Annotated in this window: 17 protein-coding genes; 12 read left to right on the top strand and 5 right to left on the bottom strand. The window is 32.4% G+C overall.

The features are described 5' to 3' along the window. The first annotated feature begins 587 nt into the window (after nt 1-587). The gene (locus IUY40_RS04120) at nt 588-1,043 is read left to right on the top strand and encodes a hypothetical protein (protein WP_195735597.1); all 456 of its coding nucleotides are present in this window, start codon (nt 588-590) and stop codon (nt 1,041-1,043) included. 4 nt (nt 1,044-1,047) lie between these two features. Next, on the top strand, nt 1,048-2,394 hold the full coding sequence (locus IUY40_RS04115; protein WP_195735596.1) for a hypothetical protein: 1,347 nt from the start codon (nt 1,048-1,050) through the stop codon (nt 2,392-2,394). A gap of 64 nt (nt 2,395-2,458) precedes the next feature. On the opposite strand, the gene IUY40_RS04110 is transcribed toward IUY40_RS04115, so the two are convergent. After that, entirely contained in the window at nt 2,459-4,486 is a 2,028-nt protein-coding gene (locus tag IUY40_RS04110; protein WP_195735595.1) for a M3 family metallopeptidase, read from the bottom strand. Nucleotides 4,487-4,706: 220 nt separating this feature from the next. On the opposite strand from IUY40_RS04110, the gene IUY40_RS04105 reads away from it, so the two are divergent. Then, nucleotides 4,707-5,375, top strand: a complete 669-nt coding sequence (locus IUY40_RS04105) for a hypothetical protein (RefSeq protein ID WP_195735594.1) — start codon at nt 4,707-4,709, stop codon at nt 5,373-5,375. Nucleotides 5,376-5,440: 65 nt separating this feature from the next. Here IUY40_RS04105 and purE read toward each other — a convergent pair whose 3' ends face one another. The 3 genes from purE to IUY40_RS04090 form a co-directional block, all read right to left on the bottom strand. Continuing rightward, the gene (purE, locus tag IUY40_RS04100; protein ID WP_195735593.1) at nt 5,441-5,926 is read right to left on the bottom strand and encodes a 5-(carboxyamino)imidazole ribonucleotide mutase; all 486 of its coding nucleotides are present in this window, start codon (nt 5,924-5,926) and stop codon (nt 5,441-5,443) included. A gap of 79 nt (nt 5,927-6,005) precedes the next feature. Next, the gene (locus tag IUY40_RS04095) at nt 6,006-7,157 is read right to left on the bottom strand and encodes a 5-(carboxyamino)imidazole ribonucleotide synthase (protein ID WP_195735592.1); all 1,152 of its coding nucleotides are present in this window, start codon (nt 7,155-7,157) and stop codon (nt 6,006-6,008) included. 54 nt (nt 7,158-7,211) lie between these two features. Further along, on the bottom strand, nt 7,212-7,763 hold the full coding sequence (locus IUY40_RS04090) for a hypothetical protein (RefSeq protein ID WP_195735591.1): 552 nt from the start codon (nt 7,761-7,763) through the stop codon (nt 7,212-7,214). Between the two features lie 99 nt (nt 7,764-7,862). Here IUY40_RS04090 and hpt point away from each other — a divergent pair, with 99 nt between their 5' ends. From hpt to obgE, 4 genes are all read left to right on the top strand, one after another. Then, nucleotides 7,863-8,393: a hypoxanthine phosphoribosyltransferase gene (hpt, locus tag IUY40_RS04085; protein WP_129539812.1), complete on the top strand. Its 531-nt coding sequence runs from the start codon at nt 7,863-7,865 to the stop codon at nt 8,391-8,393. 88 nt (nt 8,394-8,481) lie between these two features. Then, on the top strand, nt 8,482-9,054 hold the full coding sequence (locus IUY40_RS04080; RefSeq protein WP_195735590.1) for an adenylate kinase: 573 nt from the start codon (nt 8,482-8,484) through the stop codon (nt 9,052-9,054). 98 nt (nt 9,055-9,152) lie between these two features. Then, the gene (locus tag IUY40_RS04075) at nt 9,153-10,427 is read left to right on the top strand and encodes a hemolysin family protein (RefSeq protein WP_195735589.1); all 1,275 of its coding nucleotides are present in this window, start codon (nt 9,153-9,155) and stop codon (nt 10,425-10,427) included. Between the two features lie 77 nt (nt 10,428-10,504). Further along, nucleotides 10,505-11,506: a GTPase ObgE gene (obgE, locus tag IUY40_RS04070; protein ID WP_195735588.1), complete on the top strand. Its 1,002-nt coding sequence runs from the start codon at nt 10,505-10,507 to the stop codon at nt 11,504-11,506. 77 nt (nt 11,507-11,583) lie between these two features. Here obgE and IUY40_RS04065 read toward each other — a convergent pair whose 3' ends face one another. Beyond that, on the bottom strand, nt 11,584-12,114 hold the full coding sequence (locus IUY40_RS04065) for a BamA/TamA family outer membrane protein (protein ID WP_195735587.1): 531 nt from the start codon (nt 12,112-12,114) through the stop codon (nt 11,584-11,586). 259 nt (nt 12,115-12,373) lie between these two features. On the opposite strand from IUY40_RS04065, the gene IUY40_RS04060 reads away from it, so the two are divergent. The 5 genes from IUY40_RS04060 to IUY40_RS04035 all read left to right on the top strand — a co-directional run bounded on the left by IUY40_RS04060 (nt 12,374) and on the right by IUY40_RS04035 (nt 18,949). Then, nucleotides 12,374-14,518: a S46 family peptidase gene (locus IUY40_RS04060; RefSeq protein ID WP_195735586.1), complete on the top strand. Its 2,145-nt coding sequence runs from the start codon at nt 12,374-12,376 to the stop codon at nt 14,516-14,518. 180 nt (nt 14,519-14,698) lie between these two features. Continuing rightward, nucleotides 14,699-15,394: a tetratricopeptide repeat protein gene (locus IUY40_RS04055; protein ID WP_195735585.1), complete on the top strand. Its 696-nt coding sequence runs from the start codon at nt 14,699-14,701 to the stop codon at nt 15,392-15,394. Between the two features lie 40 nt (nt 15,395-15,434). After that, the gene (locus IUY40_RS04050; RefSeq protein WP_195735584.1) at nt 15,435-16,790 is read left to right on the top strand and encodes a Mur ligase family protein; all 1,356 of its coding nucleotides are present in this window, start codon (nt 15,435-15,437) and stop codon (nt 16,788-16,790) included. A gap of 777 nt (nt 16,791-17,567) precedes the next feature. Next, a complete protein-coding gene (radC, locus tag IUY40_RS04040; RefSeq protein ID WP_195735583.1) occupies nt 17,568-18,266 on the top strand; it encodes a DNA repair protein RadC in 699 nt (232 codons plus the stop codon). Continuing rightward, nucleotides 18,263-18,949, top strand: coding sequence for a YjjG family noncanonical pyrimidine nucleotidase (locus tag IUY40_RS04035; RefSeq protein ID WP_195735582.1), 687 nt, complete (start codon nt 18,263-18,265; stop codon nt 18,947-18,949). The genes radC and IUY40_RS04035 overlap by 4 nt, the downstream gene beginning before the upstream one ends. Nucleotides 18,950-18,952: the final 3 nt, after the last annotated feature.

Raw genomic sequence — 18,952 nt, 5'->3', positions numbered from 1 at the left:
AGTTTTTAAACTTTCAAAAATAAATGAAAGTTATTTTATGAGAGATTAAATTAAATTGATTTGTTTTGAAAATCAGGTATTTATACGCTGTCTGAATTTGTCAGATTATTGTTTCTTTATTATTGAATAACCGAACGGTTTTAATTAAAAGAAAATGTTCCCCAAAATTCTTTATTACTTAACCTATTAAATAATTAAATATGTCGCAGATTTCCAGAAAATTAGACTTTGATATATGTACTTACCAGAGTCTTCATAATCATTCAAATTTTATTGAACCTATAAAAGAGAATTTACAAATAGACATCTTGGTATATAATAATGACAGGTTGCCTAATTTTAATGAAACTTTTTTATATAGTAAACATGCTACACTGTGGTTTAAATATTCAGAAACAGTTAGTTTTTTATCTAATTAATCTAGAAAAACTATAGGCTATGAGAGATTCTATTGTCGAAACTAAAAGTTACTGTTGAGCGATCGAAGGACAATCATTACATAATTAAATGTTAGAAAACCTATCGTATAAAGATGTAATGGCTTTGCAAAAAAATAACCAATTTTTAAAATAAAATAAATAAATAAAATGAAAAAAATAGCCATAAAAATTGCGGTAGTATTGTTTACTGTAGCAATAATCCTATTTGTAGGATGTAATAAAAAAAAGGAATTAGCAACATCAGTTTCTATTAGTGATGAATATTTACCACAAGATGTAAAACAATCCTGTACAGTTTCTGAGTCTGAATTTAATTCCTGGTTTAAGACAGGAAAAGCGTCAGAAAATGGATTAGTAACGCCAGCAAACAGTGTTACGTTTCCTCATAATAATAATTGTGATTTTTATAAATGGTCAGAGCAGATGTTTTTATGGATTACATCTCCAGCCTCGGGGACTTACAGCGGAAAAGGAACAGTTTTAGAATCTTCGGTATTTTATAATGTATCGCCTCCAGATGCTAAAGGAAAACGAACTATGACGCAGCATAATCCAAACGAAATACTTAGTGCAGTAGGCAATATTAACCAAAAATGGGCCTAACCGTTTGCCACTTGTAAGGGATAAATCAGGAAGGCTATTTGAGGTAGAGCCTCAAAAAAGTGATGAGAAAGTTAAGGACGAAACTAATAAACTAGTACAAGTAAGTCGTATTGTAACAGATGCTAAAGGATTGCTTTCGTTTATAGATACTAAAGGTAAAGTTATTAAAAATGTAAAACCAGTTATTGAAAGTAAAGTAGATCCAGTGAATGTTTTACAGGAATTTAAAGTGGGTAAAAAATCTGTTTTTTTTAATTCTAAAGGTGAAGAAGTTCAAACGGAGCAAGGGCAGGCAGGATCTAATGGCGCTTTAATGGGAGAAAATAAATCATTAGTATATTATATCACGATGGTTAACGATGTATATGCTTATTTTTTAACAGGAGTTAATGAAGGGAAATTAAATGGCAATCAATTTCCAACAACTGCTAGTGCACGAGATAGTATTTTGGCTTATGCAAAAACCAAAGGTTGGGCAACTCCACCTGATCCCGATGCTTTGGCAATGGAATTAAAAACGTCATGGATTGAAGTTAAAGATTTACCTAATGCAGCTAGTTATATTACTATCCAAGCAAAGATTCCAACTTATGATAAATCTAATCCGAATAAATGGGTTGTAAATGGACAAACAACTACAACATTAGCTCTGGTAGGAATGCACGTTGTAGGAAGTGTAGCTGGGCATCCCGAAATGATTTGGGCTACTTTTGAACATGAAAAAAATTCGCCTAATGCAGCATATGCCTACAGAGATGTAAATGATAAAATAAAACAGGTAAAGGCAGATACTGGTGAAGGATGGCTTTTTAATGCTAATGCAAATGATACTGTAGGAGCGCAAAATATCCAGAATATGACAGTTAAGGCAGATTCAATTATAATTACAAATCCGGCTGTTAATAGTCCTACGGCCAGAAGAATTATGGCTTGGGGAGTGGCATCAAATACAGTTCCAAATGGAGAGGATAAAACTCCGGCAGATTCTAATAGTGAAATTATTTCTATTAATAATGCAGTACGAAAAATGCTAGATGCTAAAGATATCAGGAGAAATTATTTATTAATAGGTGCTACATGGACTTTTGGTGGTTCGGTGCCAAATGGTAAATCCTATCCATATGGATCAGCAACAGATTCTATTCATAAAGGAGATGCAATTGGAACAGGGCAATTAGCAAATACTACTATGGAGACCTATTTTCAATCTCCAAGTTCAGCAAGTAATGCAGGTGATTCCAGATCTTGTTTTTATTGCCATGGCTATACACTAAATCCAAATGGATTGAGTCATGTGTTTGGTTCAATAATTTCATTACCTCCATACAGTAAAAAAATATTGCCTAAATAAAAAAGCTTACTAAAATAAAAAGCCAGTATAAGTACTGGCTTTTTGCTTTTATAGGGTATTCAGTTTAAATCAATCCTGCTCTTTTTAATAAAGCTTCAGGTTTTGGTTCTTGACCTCTAAAACGTTTGTATAAAATCATAGGATGCTCTGTTCCTCCTTTAGAAAGCACATTGTTTTTAAACTTAGTTGCAACCTCTTTATTGAAAATTCCTTTTTCTTGAAAGTATTCGAATGCATCCGCATCTAAGACTTCAGCCCATTTGTAGCTGTAATATCCAGAAGAATATCCTCCTTGAAAAATGTGTGAGAAAGCAGTACTCATAGCATTTTCTTTCACGTCTGGATATAATTGGGTGTCTTTAAATTGTTCGGTTTCGAATGTTTTTAAATCAGTGATTGCGGTTGGGTCTTGCCCGTGCCAAGCCATGTCTAATAATCCAAAGCTTAATTGACGCAATGTTGCTAAACCTTCTTGAAAACTAGCACTTTCTTTGATTTTATTTACATATTCCATCGGAATGATTTCGCCGGTTTCGTAATGGTTTGCAAACAATGCAAGAGCTTCAGGCTCGTAACACCAATTTTCCATAATCTGACTTGGTAATTCTACAAAATCCCAATACACCGATGTTCCAGATAAACTTTGATAAGTTGTATCAGCTAACATTCCGTGTAAGCCATGACCAAATTCGTGAAACAACGTTGTTACTTCATTAAAAGTTAATAATGAAGGTTTCGTTTCAGTTGGTTTTGTAAAGTTACATACATTTGATATGTGTGGTCTTTCGTTTATTCCGTCTTTTCTGTATTGCGATTTAAATGATGTCATCCAAGCACCATTTCGTTTTCCTTTTCTTGGGAAAAAATCAGCATAGAAAATAGAAACTAATTCGTTTTTATCATTCGTAACTTCGTAAGTCATCACTTCTTCATGGTATTTATCAATGTCAAATACTTCAGTAAAAGTAAGTCCGTATAGTTTTCCTGCAATTGTAAAAGCACCCTTAAGCACTTTCTCTAATTGAAAATAAGGCTTTAATTTTTCATCATCCAGATTAAAAAGTTGTTGCTTTAGTTTCTCTGAATAATAAGCACCATCCCATTTTTCTAATTGTTCGATTCCGTCCAACTCTTTTGCGAAAGCAGTAAGTTGAGCAAATTCTTTTTTGGCAGCAGGTTTTGCTTTTGCCAATAAATCATTCGAGAAAGAAAATACTTTCTCAGGGTTTTCGGCCATGCGCTCCTCTAGAACAAAATGAGCGTGAGTTTTATATCCTAATAAATTGGCTCTTTCAAAACGTAATTTCACGATTTTAAGTACAATTTCCTGATTGTCAAATTCATTGTTCTGAAATGCTTTTGCTCCAAAAGCGATTGCTAATTTTTTACGCAATTCACGATTGTCAGCATAGGTCATAAACGGAACATAGCTTGGATGGTCTAAAGTAAAAATCCATCCTTCTTTTTCTTGGCTTTTAGCCAATGAACGAGCTGCTTCGATAGTTCCTTCGGGTAATCCGGCTAAATCTTTTTCATCAGTAAGATGTAATTCGAAAGCATTAGTTTCGGCTAAAACATTCTCACCAAATTGTAAACTTAATTTCGATAATTCTTTGTCGATTTCGCGTAATTGGTCTTTCTTATCTTCTGGTAAATTAGCTCCGTTTCTTGAAAAACTCTTATATTTTTTATCAAGAAGTGTCGTTTGTTCTGGATTAAGATTTAGACTTTCTTTTTGGTCATAAACAGCTTTTATTTTTGCAAATAAAGCAGCGTTTAATGTAATGTCATTTCCAAATTCAGATAATAATGGAGAAACTTCCTGAGCTATTTTTTGCATTTCGTCATTCGTTTCCGCAGAATTTAAGTTGAAAAAAATACTCGAAAGACGATCTAAAATATCCCCTGAGAAATCCATTGCTACAACTGTATTTTCAAAAGTTGGTATTTCGGGATTGTTTACAATTGCATCAATTTCGGCTTTCGCTAAAGCAATTCCTTCCTGAAATGCAGGAACGTAGTCTTCGGTTTTAATTTTCGAAAAAGGTGCTGTATTATGTTTGGTTGTAAATTTTGAAAGTAAAACGTTCATTATGATATAATTATTTTATTAATTGAAGTCGATATTTTTGAATTCCAAAGATAGCAATTTATGAAAATCTAGCGACCTAAACAAGCTTGATTCTCAGCATAAAATCCTCTTAAATTGTGTTATATATATGTTATTTATTGCTGTAGGAGGTTTAAAAATCTTAAATTGTAAAAATTGTAGGATTATAAAATTCTAATTATAAACAATTCTAAATAAAAATATGGACTACCAAATTATAATAAAACGTATTGATACTGTAAACGAAGTTGAAGGGTATTGGTCGGATAAAGATTTCATTCAGTTATTAGAAAGATTCAATTATCCAGATGGAGCAACAGCCGATAAAGAAAGTTTGCCAGAATTGTTAGAAATGGCTATTTCAGACTATGAGCCCAACGAAGCTGCCGAAATAGTCTTGAAATACAAACTGGGTGATGAATTAAACGAAGGACAAATTGAGCAAATAGGGCACAATATGTTAATTGATAAGATTTGTGAGGAATATCCAGAAATTGGTATGCAAGGAACCTTATTTCATGTGAATCAATTACTTTTTAAAGCATATAACGGAAAATTTCCAAATGCAAAAGCTTCAGTTGTTCACTTTTCTATGACACCAATAGCTGGCGAAGTACAAAAGCTAACAGCAGAAAACGTGCTAAAATTATTGAATAAAGGCTTGTCTGATAGAAATCTTATTAAAAGATTATTTGAAGATCAAATGTCTCAAAGTATTCCGTTTCCTGAAGCTCAAAGTATTGTTTGGGAATTGACTACAGAGGATGACAAAAATTACAGTTTGATTACTTCAGAGAATTGGCTAAATAGCGAAGATATAACTGAATCTGAATTTGAAGCTATCTTGGAGGAAATTGAAGATGAAGCGTAATTAAATAAACTAGAGAATAAAAAAGGCTTCCGTAATGTGAAGCCTTTGTCGTTTTTATGGATGTTTTATTTTTTTAAACCTTCTGAAGATTTGTACACAGCTTCTTTTAGGCTTTCTTTATAGGCTATGATTTTGTCTAGAACTACTTTATCATGGCTTCCTATGATTTGTGCCGCAAGGATTCCTGCATTTTTAGCTCCGTTTAAAGCTACAGTTGCTACAGGAACTCCGCCTGGCATTTGTAGAATAGATAAAACTGAATCCCAACCATCTATAGAGTTACTTGATTTTACAGGAACTCCAATTACAGGAAGTGGCGACATCGAAGCGACCATTCCTGGTAAATGTGCAGCGCCTCCTGCTCCGGCAATAATTACTGAAATACCTCTAGTATGAGCATTGTTACTAAAATCGAATAATTTTTCCGGCGTTCTGTGAGCAGATACAATATCAACTTCAACTTCTATATCAAATCCTTTTAATATATCTATGGCATCTTGCATTACTGGCATGTCGGAGATGCTCCCCATGATTACGGCTACTTTGCTCATTTTATTTTTTGTTTAATTTCAAGTTATATTGTGTAATAGGAAACTGTGACTATTTTATTTAGTTTCAAGTTGTAAACTGTTACTGACCACTGATTACTTGAATTGTATTCTTGACATCTTCGGCAATTCGTCTTGCTTCGTTCATATCTTCATTTACGATTGTAACGTGACCCATTTTTCTGAAAGGGCGGGTTTGTTTTTTACCATATATATGTGGTGTTACACCATTCCATCCTAAAATAGTTTCGATATTTTGATAAACCACATCACCAGAAAATCCTTCAGCTCCAACTAAGTTTACCATAACACCTGCAACTTTACTATCAGTATTTCCTAAAGGAAGATCTAGAATAGCACGTAAGTGGTTTTCGAATTGTGAAGTATAACTTGCTTCGATAGAATAATGTCCAGAATTGTGTGGGCGAGGAGCAACTTCATTTACTAAGATTTCATCATCTTGGGTTTGGAACATTTCAACAGCCAAAAGACCAACATGATTGAATTTCTCTGAAACATTAAGAGCAATAGCTCTTGCTTTTTCAGCAACTTTATCGTCGATTCTTGCAGGGCAAATTACATATTCTACCTGATTTGCCTCTGGATGAAATTCCATTTCAACAACAGGATATGTTTTTATTTCTCCCGATGGTGTGCGACAAACAATTACAGCAAGTTCATTCTTGAACGGAACCATTGTCTCGGCAATGCATTCTACATTAGGTAAATTATCTAAATCTGAAGCTTGACGAATAACTTTTACGCCATTTCCGTCATAACCAAACTCCGTACATTTCCATACAAAAGGTAATTTTAAATCCTGAATTTTAGATTTTAAGCTTTCAAGATTTTCAAATCTTTCAAAAGGAGCAGTTGGTATATTGTTTTTGATGTAAAAATCTTTTTGGATTCCTTTATTCTGAATCCCTCTTAATGTTTTAGGAGAAGGATATACTTTTATGCCTTCATTTTCTAGTTTTTCCAGCGCTTCGAGGTTAACAAGTTCGATTTCGAAAGTCAAGACATCTACTTGTTTTCCAAAATTGTAAACAGTCTCAAAGTTCATCAGGTCACCTTGAAAGAATTTATTGCAGGCAATTTTGCTTGGAGCTTCATCACTTGGGTCTAAAACATAAGTTTGTATGTCAAATTTACGTGTGTCAAAAAGAAGCATTTTACCTAATTGTCCACCGCCTAAGATTCCTAATTTAAAATCAGAAGAAAAATAATTCATTGTTGTGTGTTTGTGATGCGCAAAGATACTTTATAATGATTGAATAGGAAAATCCTATTTTATTTTCTTAAGAACTTCTCTGGCAACTGCTTTATATGCAGAAGTGTGATTTGCGTAATCCTTAGTTAATATGATTTGTAATTCGGGATGAATCCAATCGTAATGTTTACCTAATGTGTATAAAGTTCGAATGGAGTAGGCTTTTGCTGCGACTTTGGTATCAGTAATTAACCAATCAAAACTGGTTTCGATGATATCTTGAAGTTGAGTTTCAGAAAGTGTACTGTTTATTTCTGATTTTTTGTAATGAGCATTGACTAGAAGTTGGCAGATTTTTGCAATGGGTCTAATAGAACTTTCGTCTTTTAAATGTTTAAGATTCGAGCAAAAAAAATCAAGATAAGGTTGCAGCCATTCTAACTTTTTATATGATACAAATTCTAAGACCCAACAGGCTTTATGCGTATTTTTGTCTGAAATATCAAAGAAAATTGCAATTAATTCTTGAAAATAATCAGGATTTTCCAAAATAGTTTGTGCGCCTTTAAGTCTATTTTCTCTGTAAGCACTTACATAATCAAGGTTTTTTTGTAATTCAGAAGGCATTGTTTTTTATTTTGATTTAAAAATACAAATTTAGAGTCAATATTCAATTCTAAAACTCGAATTCTGTATCTTTGCCCATTATTTTAAATGTAAAAAATAATGATACAACTTCACGATAAACAATTTGTTCCGTTTATTTCGGCTAAAGAAATCGATTTTGCAATTACTAAAATGGTAGCCCAGGTACAAGATGATTTTGGAGATGAAATTCCAATTTTTATCGGTGTTCTTAATGGTTCTTTTATGGTTGTTGCCGATTTTTTAAAAAAATATAAAAAACACTGCGAGGTTTCATTTATTAAAATGGCATCTTACGAAGGAACAGAAACATCTCATGATGTTAAACAACTGATAGGGTTGAATCAAGATTTAACCGGAAGATCAGTGGTTATTATTGAAGATATTGTTGACACAGGAAATACTGTTGTTGAACTTAAAGAAATGTTTAAGAAACAAAATGTTAAGCATTTAAAAATAGCTACTTTGTTCTTTAAACCAGAGGCGTATAAAAAAGATGTTAAAATTGATTATATTGGAATTCGAATTCCAAACAAATTTATTGTTGGTTACGGTTTAGACTACGATGGTTTGGGAAGAAATTTGTCTGAAGTATATCAATTAGCAGAATAAATTTAGAACCAAAATCAAAGAATTATAAATTAACTATTCACTTTAAACTTCTTTAAAGAATAAGGAAGTACGACACAACACACAAACTATGATTAATATTGTTTTATTTGGAAAACCTGGTGCTGGAAAAGGTACTCAGGCAGAATTTTTAAAAGAAAAATATAAGTTAACACATCTTTCAACTGGAGATATCTTTCGTTTTAATTTAAAAAATGATACAGATTTAGGTAAGAAAGCTAGAGTTTTTATGGATAATGGCGAATTAGTTCCTTGTGAAGTTACTACTGCAATGTTAATAGAGGAGGTAAATAAACATCCAGATACAGTAGGTTTTTTGTTCGATGGTTATCCAAGAACATTAGATCAAGCTGCTGCTTTAGATAAGTTTTTGCCAACTATTGGCACAAGTGTTACCGCAACAATTGCTTTAGAGGCTGATGATGAAATTCTAGTAGCTCGTTTATTAGAAAGAGGAAAAACAAGCGGAAGAGCAGATGATCAGGACGAAGAAAAAATTCGAGTGAGATATCAGGAATACAATGAAAAAACAGCTCCATTAATCGGATATTATAAAGGGCAAAATAAATTCCACACTGTAAACGGCATCGGGTCTATTGAAGAAATAACGAAGCGTTTGACTAGTGTAATTGATAATTTGTAATAAGAAAAATAGTTTAAAGTTTAAGGTTTAAAATTTGCCTAAGTAATATTTATTTGGGCAAATTTTAGGCTTTAAACTTTAAATGTTTAATCATAAAAATGGAAATACTAATAATATTTTTTCTAATAATTTTAAATGGGGTTTTCTCTATGTCGGAAATCGCATTGATTTCGGCAAGGAAGAATAGATTAGAGACAGCGGCAAAAAAAGGAAATAAAAGTGCTAGAATTGCTCTTGATTTGGCAAATTCGCCAAATAAGTTTTTGTCGACAGTTCAAATTGGGATTACTTTAATTGGTATCTTGACTGGTATTTATAGTGGAGATAAAATCACAATGGATGTTGAAGGTTTTGTAAATAAATTCGAAGCTTTACAGCCTTATGGACATTCAGTTGCTGTTGGGATTGTAGTTGTAGTCTTGACTTTCTTTTCTCTTGTTTTGGGCGAGTTGTTGCCTAAGCGAATTGGTTTGAATCATCCAGAAGCTATTGCTAAGGCGGTGGCGTTGCCAATGAAAATTATTTCGATTATTACAGCTCCATTTATTTGGTTGTTGACCAATTCTACAGATTTTTTGTTAAATGTTTTGCAAATAAAACCTACTGCTGACGGAAAAGTGACCGAAGAGGAAATAAAAGCTATTATAAAGGAAGGTACAGAAGGTGGTGAAGTACAGGAAATAGAGCAGGATATTGTAGAGCGTGTTTTTCATATTGGAGATAGAAAAGTAAATTCGTTAATGACGCACAGAAAATCAGTAGTTTTCTTGCCATTAAATTCAGAAAAGCAGCGTGTAAAAGAACTAATATTAGAAGATTTACACTCCATTTATCCAGTTTATAAAGAGAATTATGATGATATCTCTGGAGTTGTTAATTTGAAAACAATCTTTGCTAATATTGAAAAGGAAGATTTTAGTTTGGCTTCTATAATGACTGATGCACCTTTTATTATGGAGCAAACTACAGCGTATAAAGCATTAGAGAATTTTAAGAAAACGGGAATACATTATGCTTTCGTTTCTGATGAATATGGAATTTTTCAAGGAATTATAACATTAAATGATATTCTTGAAGCTCTTGTAGGAGATGCTGCCGATTTTTATAAAGACGAGTTTCAATTAGTAGAAAGAGAAGATGGAACCTGGTTGGTTGATGGGCATTATTCATTGCATGATTTCTTAACTTATTTTGAGTTAGATGAATTAATTAATGATTATGAAGTTACCACTGTAAGTGGTTTAATAATGACTGAATTATCTCGCATTCCAAAAGAAGGGGAGAAATTAATTTGGCAAAAATTTGAATTAGAGGTCATCGATATGGATGGCGTAAAGATTGATAAAGTATTAATAAAAGCATTAAAAGGTTAACATTAAAATAGTTTTGGTTACAGTTTTCAGTCGCAACTTGCGCTGTAAACTGTAGTTGTAACTGAATACTGAGAAATATGACAGAGGGAAATTTTGTAGACTACGTTAAAATATTTGTTTCTTCCGGAAAAGGAGGAAAAGGTTCTACGCATTTACATAGAGAGAAATTTATTGAAAAAGGTGGTCCTGATGGTGGAGATGGTGGACGTGGTGGACATGTTTTTTTAGTCGGTAATAAAGGACTTTGGACTTTGTTTCATTTAAAATTTGCTCGTCATATTAAAGCTGGGCATGGAGGAGATGGTGGAGGAGACAGAAGTACTGGAGCCGATGGTGATGATAAGTTTATTGAAGTACCATTAGGTACAGTCGTAAAAGATAAAGAAACGGGTGAGACTTTATTTGAAATTACAGAAGATGGAGAAAAACAAATTCTTTCAAGAGGAGGAAAAGGAGGCTTAGGAAACTGGCATTTTAGAAGCTCAACTAATCAGACACCAAGATATGCACAACCAGGTTTGCCTGGAGTAGAAATGGATGTGATCTTGGAACTTAAAGTTCTTGCAGATGTTGGATTGGTTGGTTTTCCAAATGCAGGTAAATCTACATTGTTGTCAGTTTTGACATCTGCGAAGCCTAAAATTGCAGATTATCCATTTACGACATTAAAACCTAATTTAGGGATTGTGGCTTATAGAGATTTTCAATCTTTTGTAATTGCTGATATTCCTGGAATTATTGAAGGAGCTGCGGAAGGAAAAGGATTGGGACATTATTTCTTACGTCATATAGAACGTAATTCGACTTTGTTGTTTCTTGTTCCTGTTGATACACCAGATATTAAAGCAGAATATGATATTTTGGTAAATGAATTAACAAAGTATAATCCGGAAATGTTGGATAAAGAGCGTTTGTTAGTAATATCCAAATGTGATATGTTGGATGATGAGCTTAAGGCTGAGTTAAAAGTTGAGCTAGATGTTGCTTTTAAGGATACTCCTTATATGTTTATTTCATCCGTAGCCCAACAAGGCTTGTCAGAATTGAAAGATAAATTGTGGAAAATGTTGAATGATTAATGTCTGAATTGACTATTATATATAAACAAAAAACCACCAATAGGTGGTTTTTATGTTTCAATAAAGAATGGAATCTTTTATAAACTAAAGTTTTTAGAAATACCAATGTTTAATGTTTTACCAAAATTGAATTTGATACGCTCTTCTCTCAAGTCATTCTTGCCATCTATGTTATCATAGCTAAGACCTCCTATTGAAAAGTTTAAACCAAAACCTTTGTTCATGTTTATGAATAAAGCAGGCGTGATGTAAGCATACATTCCTTTTGCATCATTTAAAGATTTTTGTTGGTAGCCAGACCCTATGTCAGCAAAAACTGCAAATGTTTCATTAAGAGGTCTTGTGTAACGAACAAAAGCTCCAATTTTTTGATTGTTTGAATTCTCCGCGTTGTCTTTTTTGATATTAGCAACAGATGCATCTACTCCTACAGTCCAGTTTTCTGAAAATTGGTAACCAAATCTCGGAGAAAAATCAAATGATTCTGCTTTTGAATCACCAATTTTTTCAGATTCAAATCCTACATTTCCACCTACAAGGATTGTGCCTTTTTGAGCAGTAGTTATTCCTGAAACAACTAAAGCAATACATAATAATAATTTTTTCATTTCGAATGTAATTTTGATTTACACAAAAGTATGATATTTTTGATAAGAAATTAATTATGTATTGTCTTTGTTTAATAAATTATTTATTACATCTTTATTTATGTAATTAGATAAGTTCTATTAATTTTATTTGTTTTTAGTATGGTAAATTCGTAAGTATTTGGTGAAAATTTATAGATATGTTTAATTTGGGGATTGAGCTTGGATGTTTAATTGTGAAAATGAACTATATTCGCACAACTAAAAATATTTAATACGTATGAAAAAAATAATTTTATTTTTGACAATGTGCCTTATGGCTTTTCCTATGAGAGCAGATGAAGGAATGTGGTTTTTGATGTTTATTGAGAGATTGAATCATAGAGATATGCAGAAAATGGGCTTACAACTTACGTCCGACGAAATCTATAGTATCAATAATCATAGTTTGAAAGATGCAATAGTTCAGTTTAACGGAGGGTGTACTGCTGAAATGGTTTCTAAAAATGGTTTGGTTTTAACGAATCATCACTGTGGTTACGATGCTATCGCAGAGCTTTCTAGTGAAGAGCAGAATTACTTGAAAAACGGTTTTTGGGCAAAAGATAAAAGCGCCGAAATGAAACCAAAATCATTATACGTTCGTTTCTTTGTTCGTATGGATGATGTTTCTAAAAGAATTTTATCAAAAGTAAATGATAAAATGACAGAAACAGAAAGAAACAAAGCGATTCAACAAGAAATGGCTTTGATTGAGAAAGAAAATAATGAAGGTGGAAAATATACAGTTTCTGTTCGTCCTTTCTTTCAAGGAAATGAATATTACTATTTCGTGTATCAAGATTATACAGATGTACGTTTAGTAGGGACACCACCAGAGAGTGTTGGTAAATTTGGAGGAGACACGGACAACTGGGAATGGCCGCGTCATACCGGAGATTTCTCTATGTTTAGAGTATATGCCGATAAAAATGGAAATCCTGCAGAGTATTCTAAAGACAATGTGCCTTTACAGCCAAAACACCATTTGCCAGTAAGCTTAAAAGGAGTTAAAGAGAATGATTTTGCTATGATTTTGGGTTATCCAGGAAGAACAAACCGTTGGATGCCAGCTGGTGGAATTGAGCAAAACATAAAGTTTGCTTATCCTGCTTGGGTTGAAGGTGCAAAAACAGGAATGGACCAAATGAAAAAGTATATGGATAAAGATGCAACTGTCCGTTTGCAATATGCATCCAAATATGCTTCAACAGCTAATTATTGGAAAAACCGTCAAGGTATGATTGATGCTTTAACAAAAGCAGGAACTGTAGCTACTAAAACGGAACAAGAAGATAAGTTTTACGAATGGGCTTCTATACCAGCTAATAAAGAAAAATATGAAAATGTAATTCCAACTATTAATGGTTATTATAGAGAAACTAACTTAAAAGCGACTCACGATAATTACTTAACACAGCTTTTGCGTACTTCAAGTTATGCGACTGGACCAGCAAGTTTAGGAAATGCATTGATAGCTTATTATAGAGAAAATGACGCTAAAAAGGCAGAGATGTTGCCTAAGATTAATGCCATGATTGATAATATTTATGGTGAATTTTATGCGCCACTTGAAAAAGATGTGCTAGCTGCTCAATTAAATTTATATGCTTCTAAAGCTACTGAATATGGTTTAGCTCCACAAATTGCTAAAATGAAATCAGAGAATAAAGGTGATTTTACTGCAGATGTTACAAAAGCAACTGAAATAAGTTATTTTACATCTAAAGAAAAAGTAATAGCATTTATGGCAGATCCTAAGCCATTAGCGATTGTACATGATCCATTGTATATCATCTCTAATGATTTGCTGACTAAATACCGTACTAAAACAGAAGGACAACTAAAAGCAGATGATAGCTTTGCAATTGCTTATCGCGAATTAGTAGAAGGTTTAAGAGAATCTAAATTGAATACTATTAAATATCCAGATGCAAACTCTACTTTGAGATTGACTTATGGAAAAGTTCGTGCTTTGCCAGAAGATAAGAGAAATGATGCGAAAGTTAATAATTATACTACAATGGCTGGAATGGTTAAAAAGTATAAAGCAGGAGATCAAGAATTTGATTTACCAGCTAGATTATTAGAATTAAATAAAGCAAAAGATTTTGGTCAATATGCCGATAAAGCAGGATACATGCCAGTGAATTTCTTAACAGATAATGATATCACAGGAGGGAATTCAGGTTCGCCTGTTCTTAACGGAAAAGGAGAATTAATTGGAATTGCTTTTGATGGAAATATCGAAGCAATGGCTGGAGACGTTATCTTTGATCCTAATTTACAACGAACTATCAATGTTGATATTCGTTATGTACTTTGGATTATCGATAAATATGCTGGAGCTAAACATATTGTTGATGAAATGACAATTGTGAAGTAATTAGATTATATCATAAAAATAAGAAACCCGACAAGCTTTTAAAACTTGTCGGGTTTTTTTGTTTTATTTGTTATTGAATTTTATGAAATAGTTAAGCTAATCGAAAATAATTTCCTTACAAATTACTAATTAATACTTAAAAAGAAATGATACGTTTTATATTTCCACTATTTTTGGAGTATGAAACAAATAATAATAATCTTTCTTTTATTTCCAACCTTATTTTGGTCGCAGACAACTTTTGAGAAAGCTAAAAAATTATTTGAAGCTAAAAGTTTTGACAAGGCAGAAGTTCTTTTTAAATCTGCTTTAAAAGAAAACCCTTCTGATTTTAAATCTTTAGAATATTTGGGAGATATTGCTAGTCGTAATAAAAGATGGGATGATGCTGTAGGTTATTATAAAAAATTAAAAATGGTAAAACCATCAGTGGCTAATTATTTTTATAAATATGGAGGAGCTTTGGGTATGAAAGCTCTTGAAGTAAATAAGTTTAAAGCTTTTGGAATGATTGATGAAGTAAGAGAGGCTTTTGAGTGGGCTATTGTACTTAATCCAAAACATATAGAAGCACGTTGGGCTCTTATAGAGTTAAATTTGCAATTACCTGGGATTGTTGGTGGTAGCCAAGCTAAAGCGATTGAATACTCGAATGAATTATTAGACTTATCACCAATAGATGGATATTTGTCCAGAGGGCATATTGATGAGTATTTTAAAAGGTATTCAGATGCAGAGCGACAATATAAACATGCAATTATAGTAAGCAAATCTAAAACAAGTTATCAAATGCTTGCTAACTTATACCAGAAAAAAATGAATCAACCAGTGAAGGCTAAAGCAGTTTTGGATGAGTATAAAAATAAACAAAATTAATTTAATCAAGACTAATAAACGAATAACCGAGCAAACTAAAATGAAAACACATTTTATAGCAATAGGCGGAAGCGCCATGCACAATTTGGCACTAGCATTACATAATAAAGGATATCATGTTACAGGAAGTGATGATGCTATTTTTGAACCTTCGAAATCAAGATTAGAAAAAAAAGGGATTTTACCCCTCGAAATGGGATGGTTTCCGGAAAAAATAACTTCAGATATTGAGGCAGTAATTTTAGGAATGCATGCTAAGGCAGATAACCCCGAATTATTAAAAGCTCAGGAATTAGGATTGAAAATATATTCTTATCCAGAATTTTTATATGAACAATCAAAAAATAAAACTAGAGTTGTTATCGGTGGTTCACACGGAAAAACAACAATAACTTCGATGATTTTACATGTAATGCATTATCATAATATCGAAGTAGATTATATGGTTGGAGCACAATTAGAAGGGTTTGATACTATGGTACATCTAACCGAAGAAAATGATTTTATGGTTCTGGAAGGAGATGAGTATTTATCTTCACCAATAGATAGAAGGCCTAAGTTTCATTTGTATCAGCCTAATATTGCTTTAATTTCAGGAATTGCTTGGGATCACATTAATGTTTTTCCTACTTATGAAAATTATGTAGAACAGTTTGAGATTTTTATAGGAAAGATTACAAATGGAGGAATATTGGTTTACAATGAAAATGACCCTGAGGTAAAACGTGTAGCTGAGGCAGCTACAAATCCAATTAGGAAATTGGCGTATCATACACCAAATTATACCGTAAGTGACGGGGTAACGCTTCTTGAAACTCCAGAAGGGAATATGCCGATTGAGGTTTTTGGAGCGCATAACTTAAATAATCTTGCTGGAGCAAAATGGATTTGCCAGAATATGGGGGTAGATGAAGCTGATTTTTATGAAGCCATAGCAAGCTTTAAAGGAGCTTCTAAACGACTAGAGAAAATAGCAGAAGGAAAAGGAAAAGTAGCGTATAAGGATTTTGCGCATTCGCCAAGCAAGGTATCAGCAACGACTAAAGCTGTAAAAGAACAATATCCAAATCGCACTTTAGTTGCTTGTCTAGAATTACATACTTATAGTAGTTTAAATGCAGCATTTCTAAAAGAATATGAAGGGGCATTAGAATATGCAGATGTTGCGGTTGTTTTTTATTCGCCAGATGCCGTAAAAATTAAGCAACTTGAAGAAGTTACCTATGAGCAAATTGCGGAAGCTTTTAATCGCAAGGATTTGATTATTTATACAAATCCGAAAGATTTTAAAGAGTATTTATTCAACTTGGATATAGAAAATTCGGCACTGCTATTGATGAGCTCAGGGAATTATGGAGGTTTGAATTTTGATGAAGTAAAGGAATTGATTAATTAAGAAATTAGATAATGTGCCAATTGCGTTTTGTGATTGGCATTTTTTTAGATCTTATTTCCCGAATTTATAATATTCTACAATTTTATAATCAAACAAACAGTCTTTTATGACTTGTCCACGACCAACATTATGAATGATTAGATCCCATTTTCCATCTCGTGATTTTTTATTTATGACAATTCCGATATGAGGAAGTTTTCCGTTAATTATTCAAGTTACTATTTCGCGAGTCTTACATGTAGAAGGATCTTTATTTATAGCTAATTTCTGCCCTTTTATTTTAAAGAAAACCTCTAAATTAGGTGTTCTTCTATGACATATATTGGTATCTATTTTGTCATTCCCTATTTTTATAAATTGTGATATTTAGAAAAATTGGCGACCATATCTTCATGTACCCCTTTATTGTAAATCAATGCCTAATATTCTATAGAATCTAATAATAACGTCTATGAAGACTCCTTTGTTTTTGGGAACATCTCCATTAGGATATTCAATCAATAAATAAGTTGGATCATAATCTATTGTTGATTAATATTAGACTTGTCTTTATCTTCCTGTTTACACGAATAAAGTAGTATTGTGATTGTTAGAATTGAAATATATTTCATTTTTTATAAATTTAAGTATAATTAGAATAGGATTTAAGTTTATTTTGACCGAATTTTCTTGTTTTTAATGTAGCTTAGCTATTTGATAGCTCACATAAAGGCTATACATCAATTCGTAGGAATAACTAATTATAATTTTATATTTAATAAAAATTGAGAGGTATTTATGGGATCAACGTATTTTTCTATTAAAGATTGGTCTGAGGAGGATAGGCCTCGTGAGAAATTAAGGCTAAAAGGCAAGGAAACTCTGAGTGATGCTGAATTAATCGCTATTTTGATAGGTTCCGGTAGTAAGAGTGAATCGGCAGTAGATTTGAGTAAAAGAATTTTATCAAGTGCAGATGATAATTTGAATGCATTGGGTAAAATGTCAATTTTACAATTAACTAAATTTAAAGGGATAGGGGAGGCGAAGGCTATTACTATTGTAGCTGCATTAGAATTAGGCCGCCGCAGAAGATTAGAAGATGCTTCGAAGTTGAGTGAAATAACTTCTAGTAAAATAGTTTTCGAGATGATGCAGCCTATCATTGGAGAATTATCACATGAAGAGTTTTGGGTGCTTTTTTTAAATAATTCTAATAAAATAATTTCTAAATCGCAATTGAGTAAAGGTGGTATTACAGGAACAATTGTTGATGTCCGTCTTGTTTTTAAATTAGCACTTGAAACCAGAGCTACTAGCCTGATATTATGTCATAATCATCCTTCGGGTAATTTACAGCCAAGCGGAGCAGATAAAGAAATCACAAAGAAAATAAAGTTGGCAGGAGAAAGTTTAGATGTTAAAGTTTTAGATCATTTGATTATAACTGAATCAAAATATTATAGTTTTGTAGATGAAGGAATTTTTAACTTATGAATACTACTATTACCGATATTTTTTTTGATTTAGATCATACGCTTTGGGATTTTGATAAAAATTCAGAATTAGCATTTGAGGCTATCTTAAATCAGTATCACCCAACAATCGAGATTAATGCTTTTATGGGAAAGTATATCCCAATAAATCAGGCCTGCTGGAAATTGTATCAAAATGATAAAATTTCACACGTAGAACTGCGTTATAATAGATTGAAGCATACTTTTGATGCTTTGAATTATGCAGTTTCAGATGAGTCAGTTAATGAAATGGCGGATGAGTATATTCGGATACTACCAGATAATAATTACCTTTTTGATGGTGCAATTGAGATTTTAGAATATCTAAAAAACAAATACAGATTGCATATCATAACTAATGGATTCGCAGATGTTCAACATAGAAAAATAACCAACTCAAATATTGGAGATTATTTTCAAACAATTACAAATTCAGAAATGGCAGGGGTAAAGAAACCTAATCCTATTATTTTTGAATATGCATTACATTCTGCTAATTCTAAAAAGGAGAATAGTATAATGATTGGAGATTGTTTAGACGCCGACGTTCAAGGAGCTTTGAGCGCTGGACTTGATGCAATTTTCTTTAATGAGAAAAAAATTGAAGCACAACAAAATATAAAACAAATTAATCATTTACTAGAACTAAAAAAACACTTATAAACT

This window comes from Flavobacterium sp. ALJ2 (genome assembly GCF_015594725.1).
Lineage (GTDB): Bacteria > Bacteroidota > Bacteroidia > Flavobacteriales > Flavobacteriaceae > Flavobacterium.
Note: the sequence above shows the minus strand (reverse complement) of the source record. Positions and strands in the feature narration are given on the sequence as shown.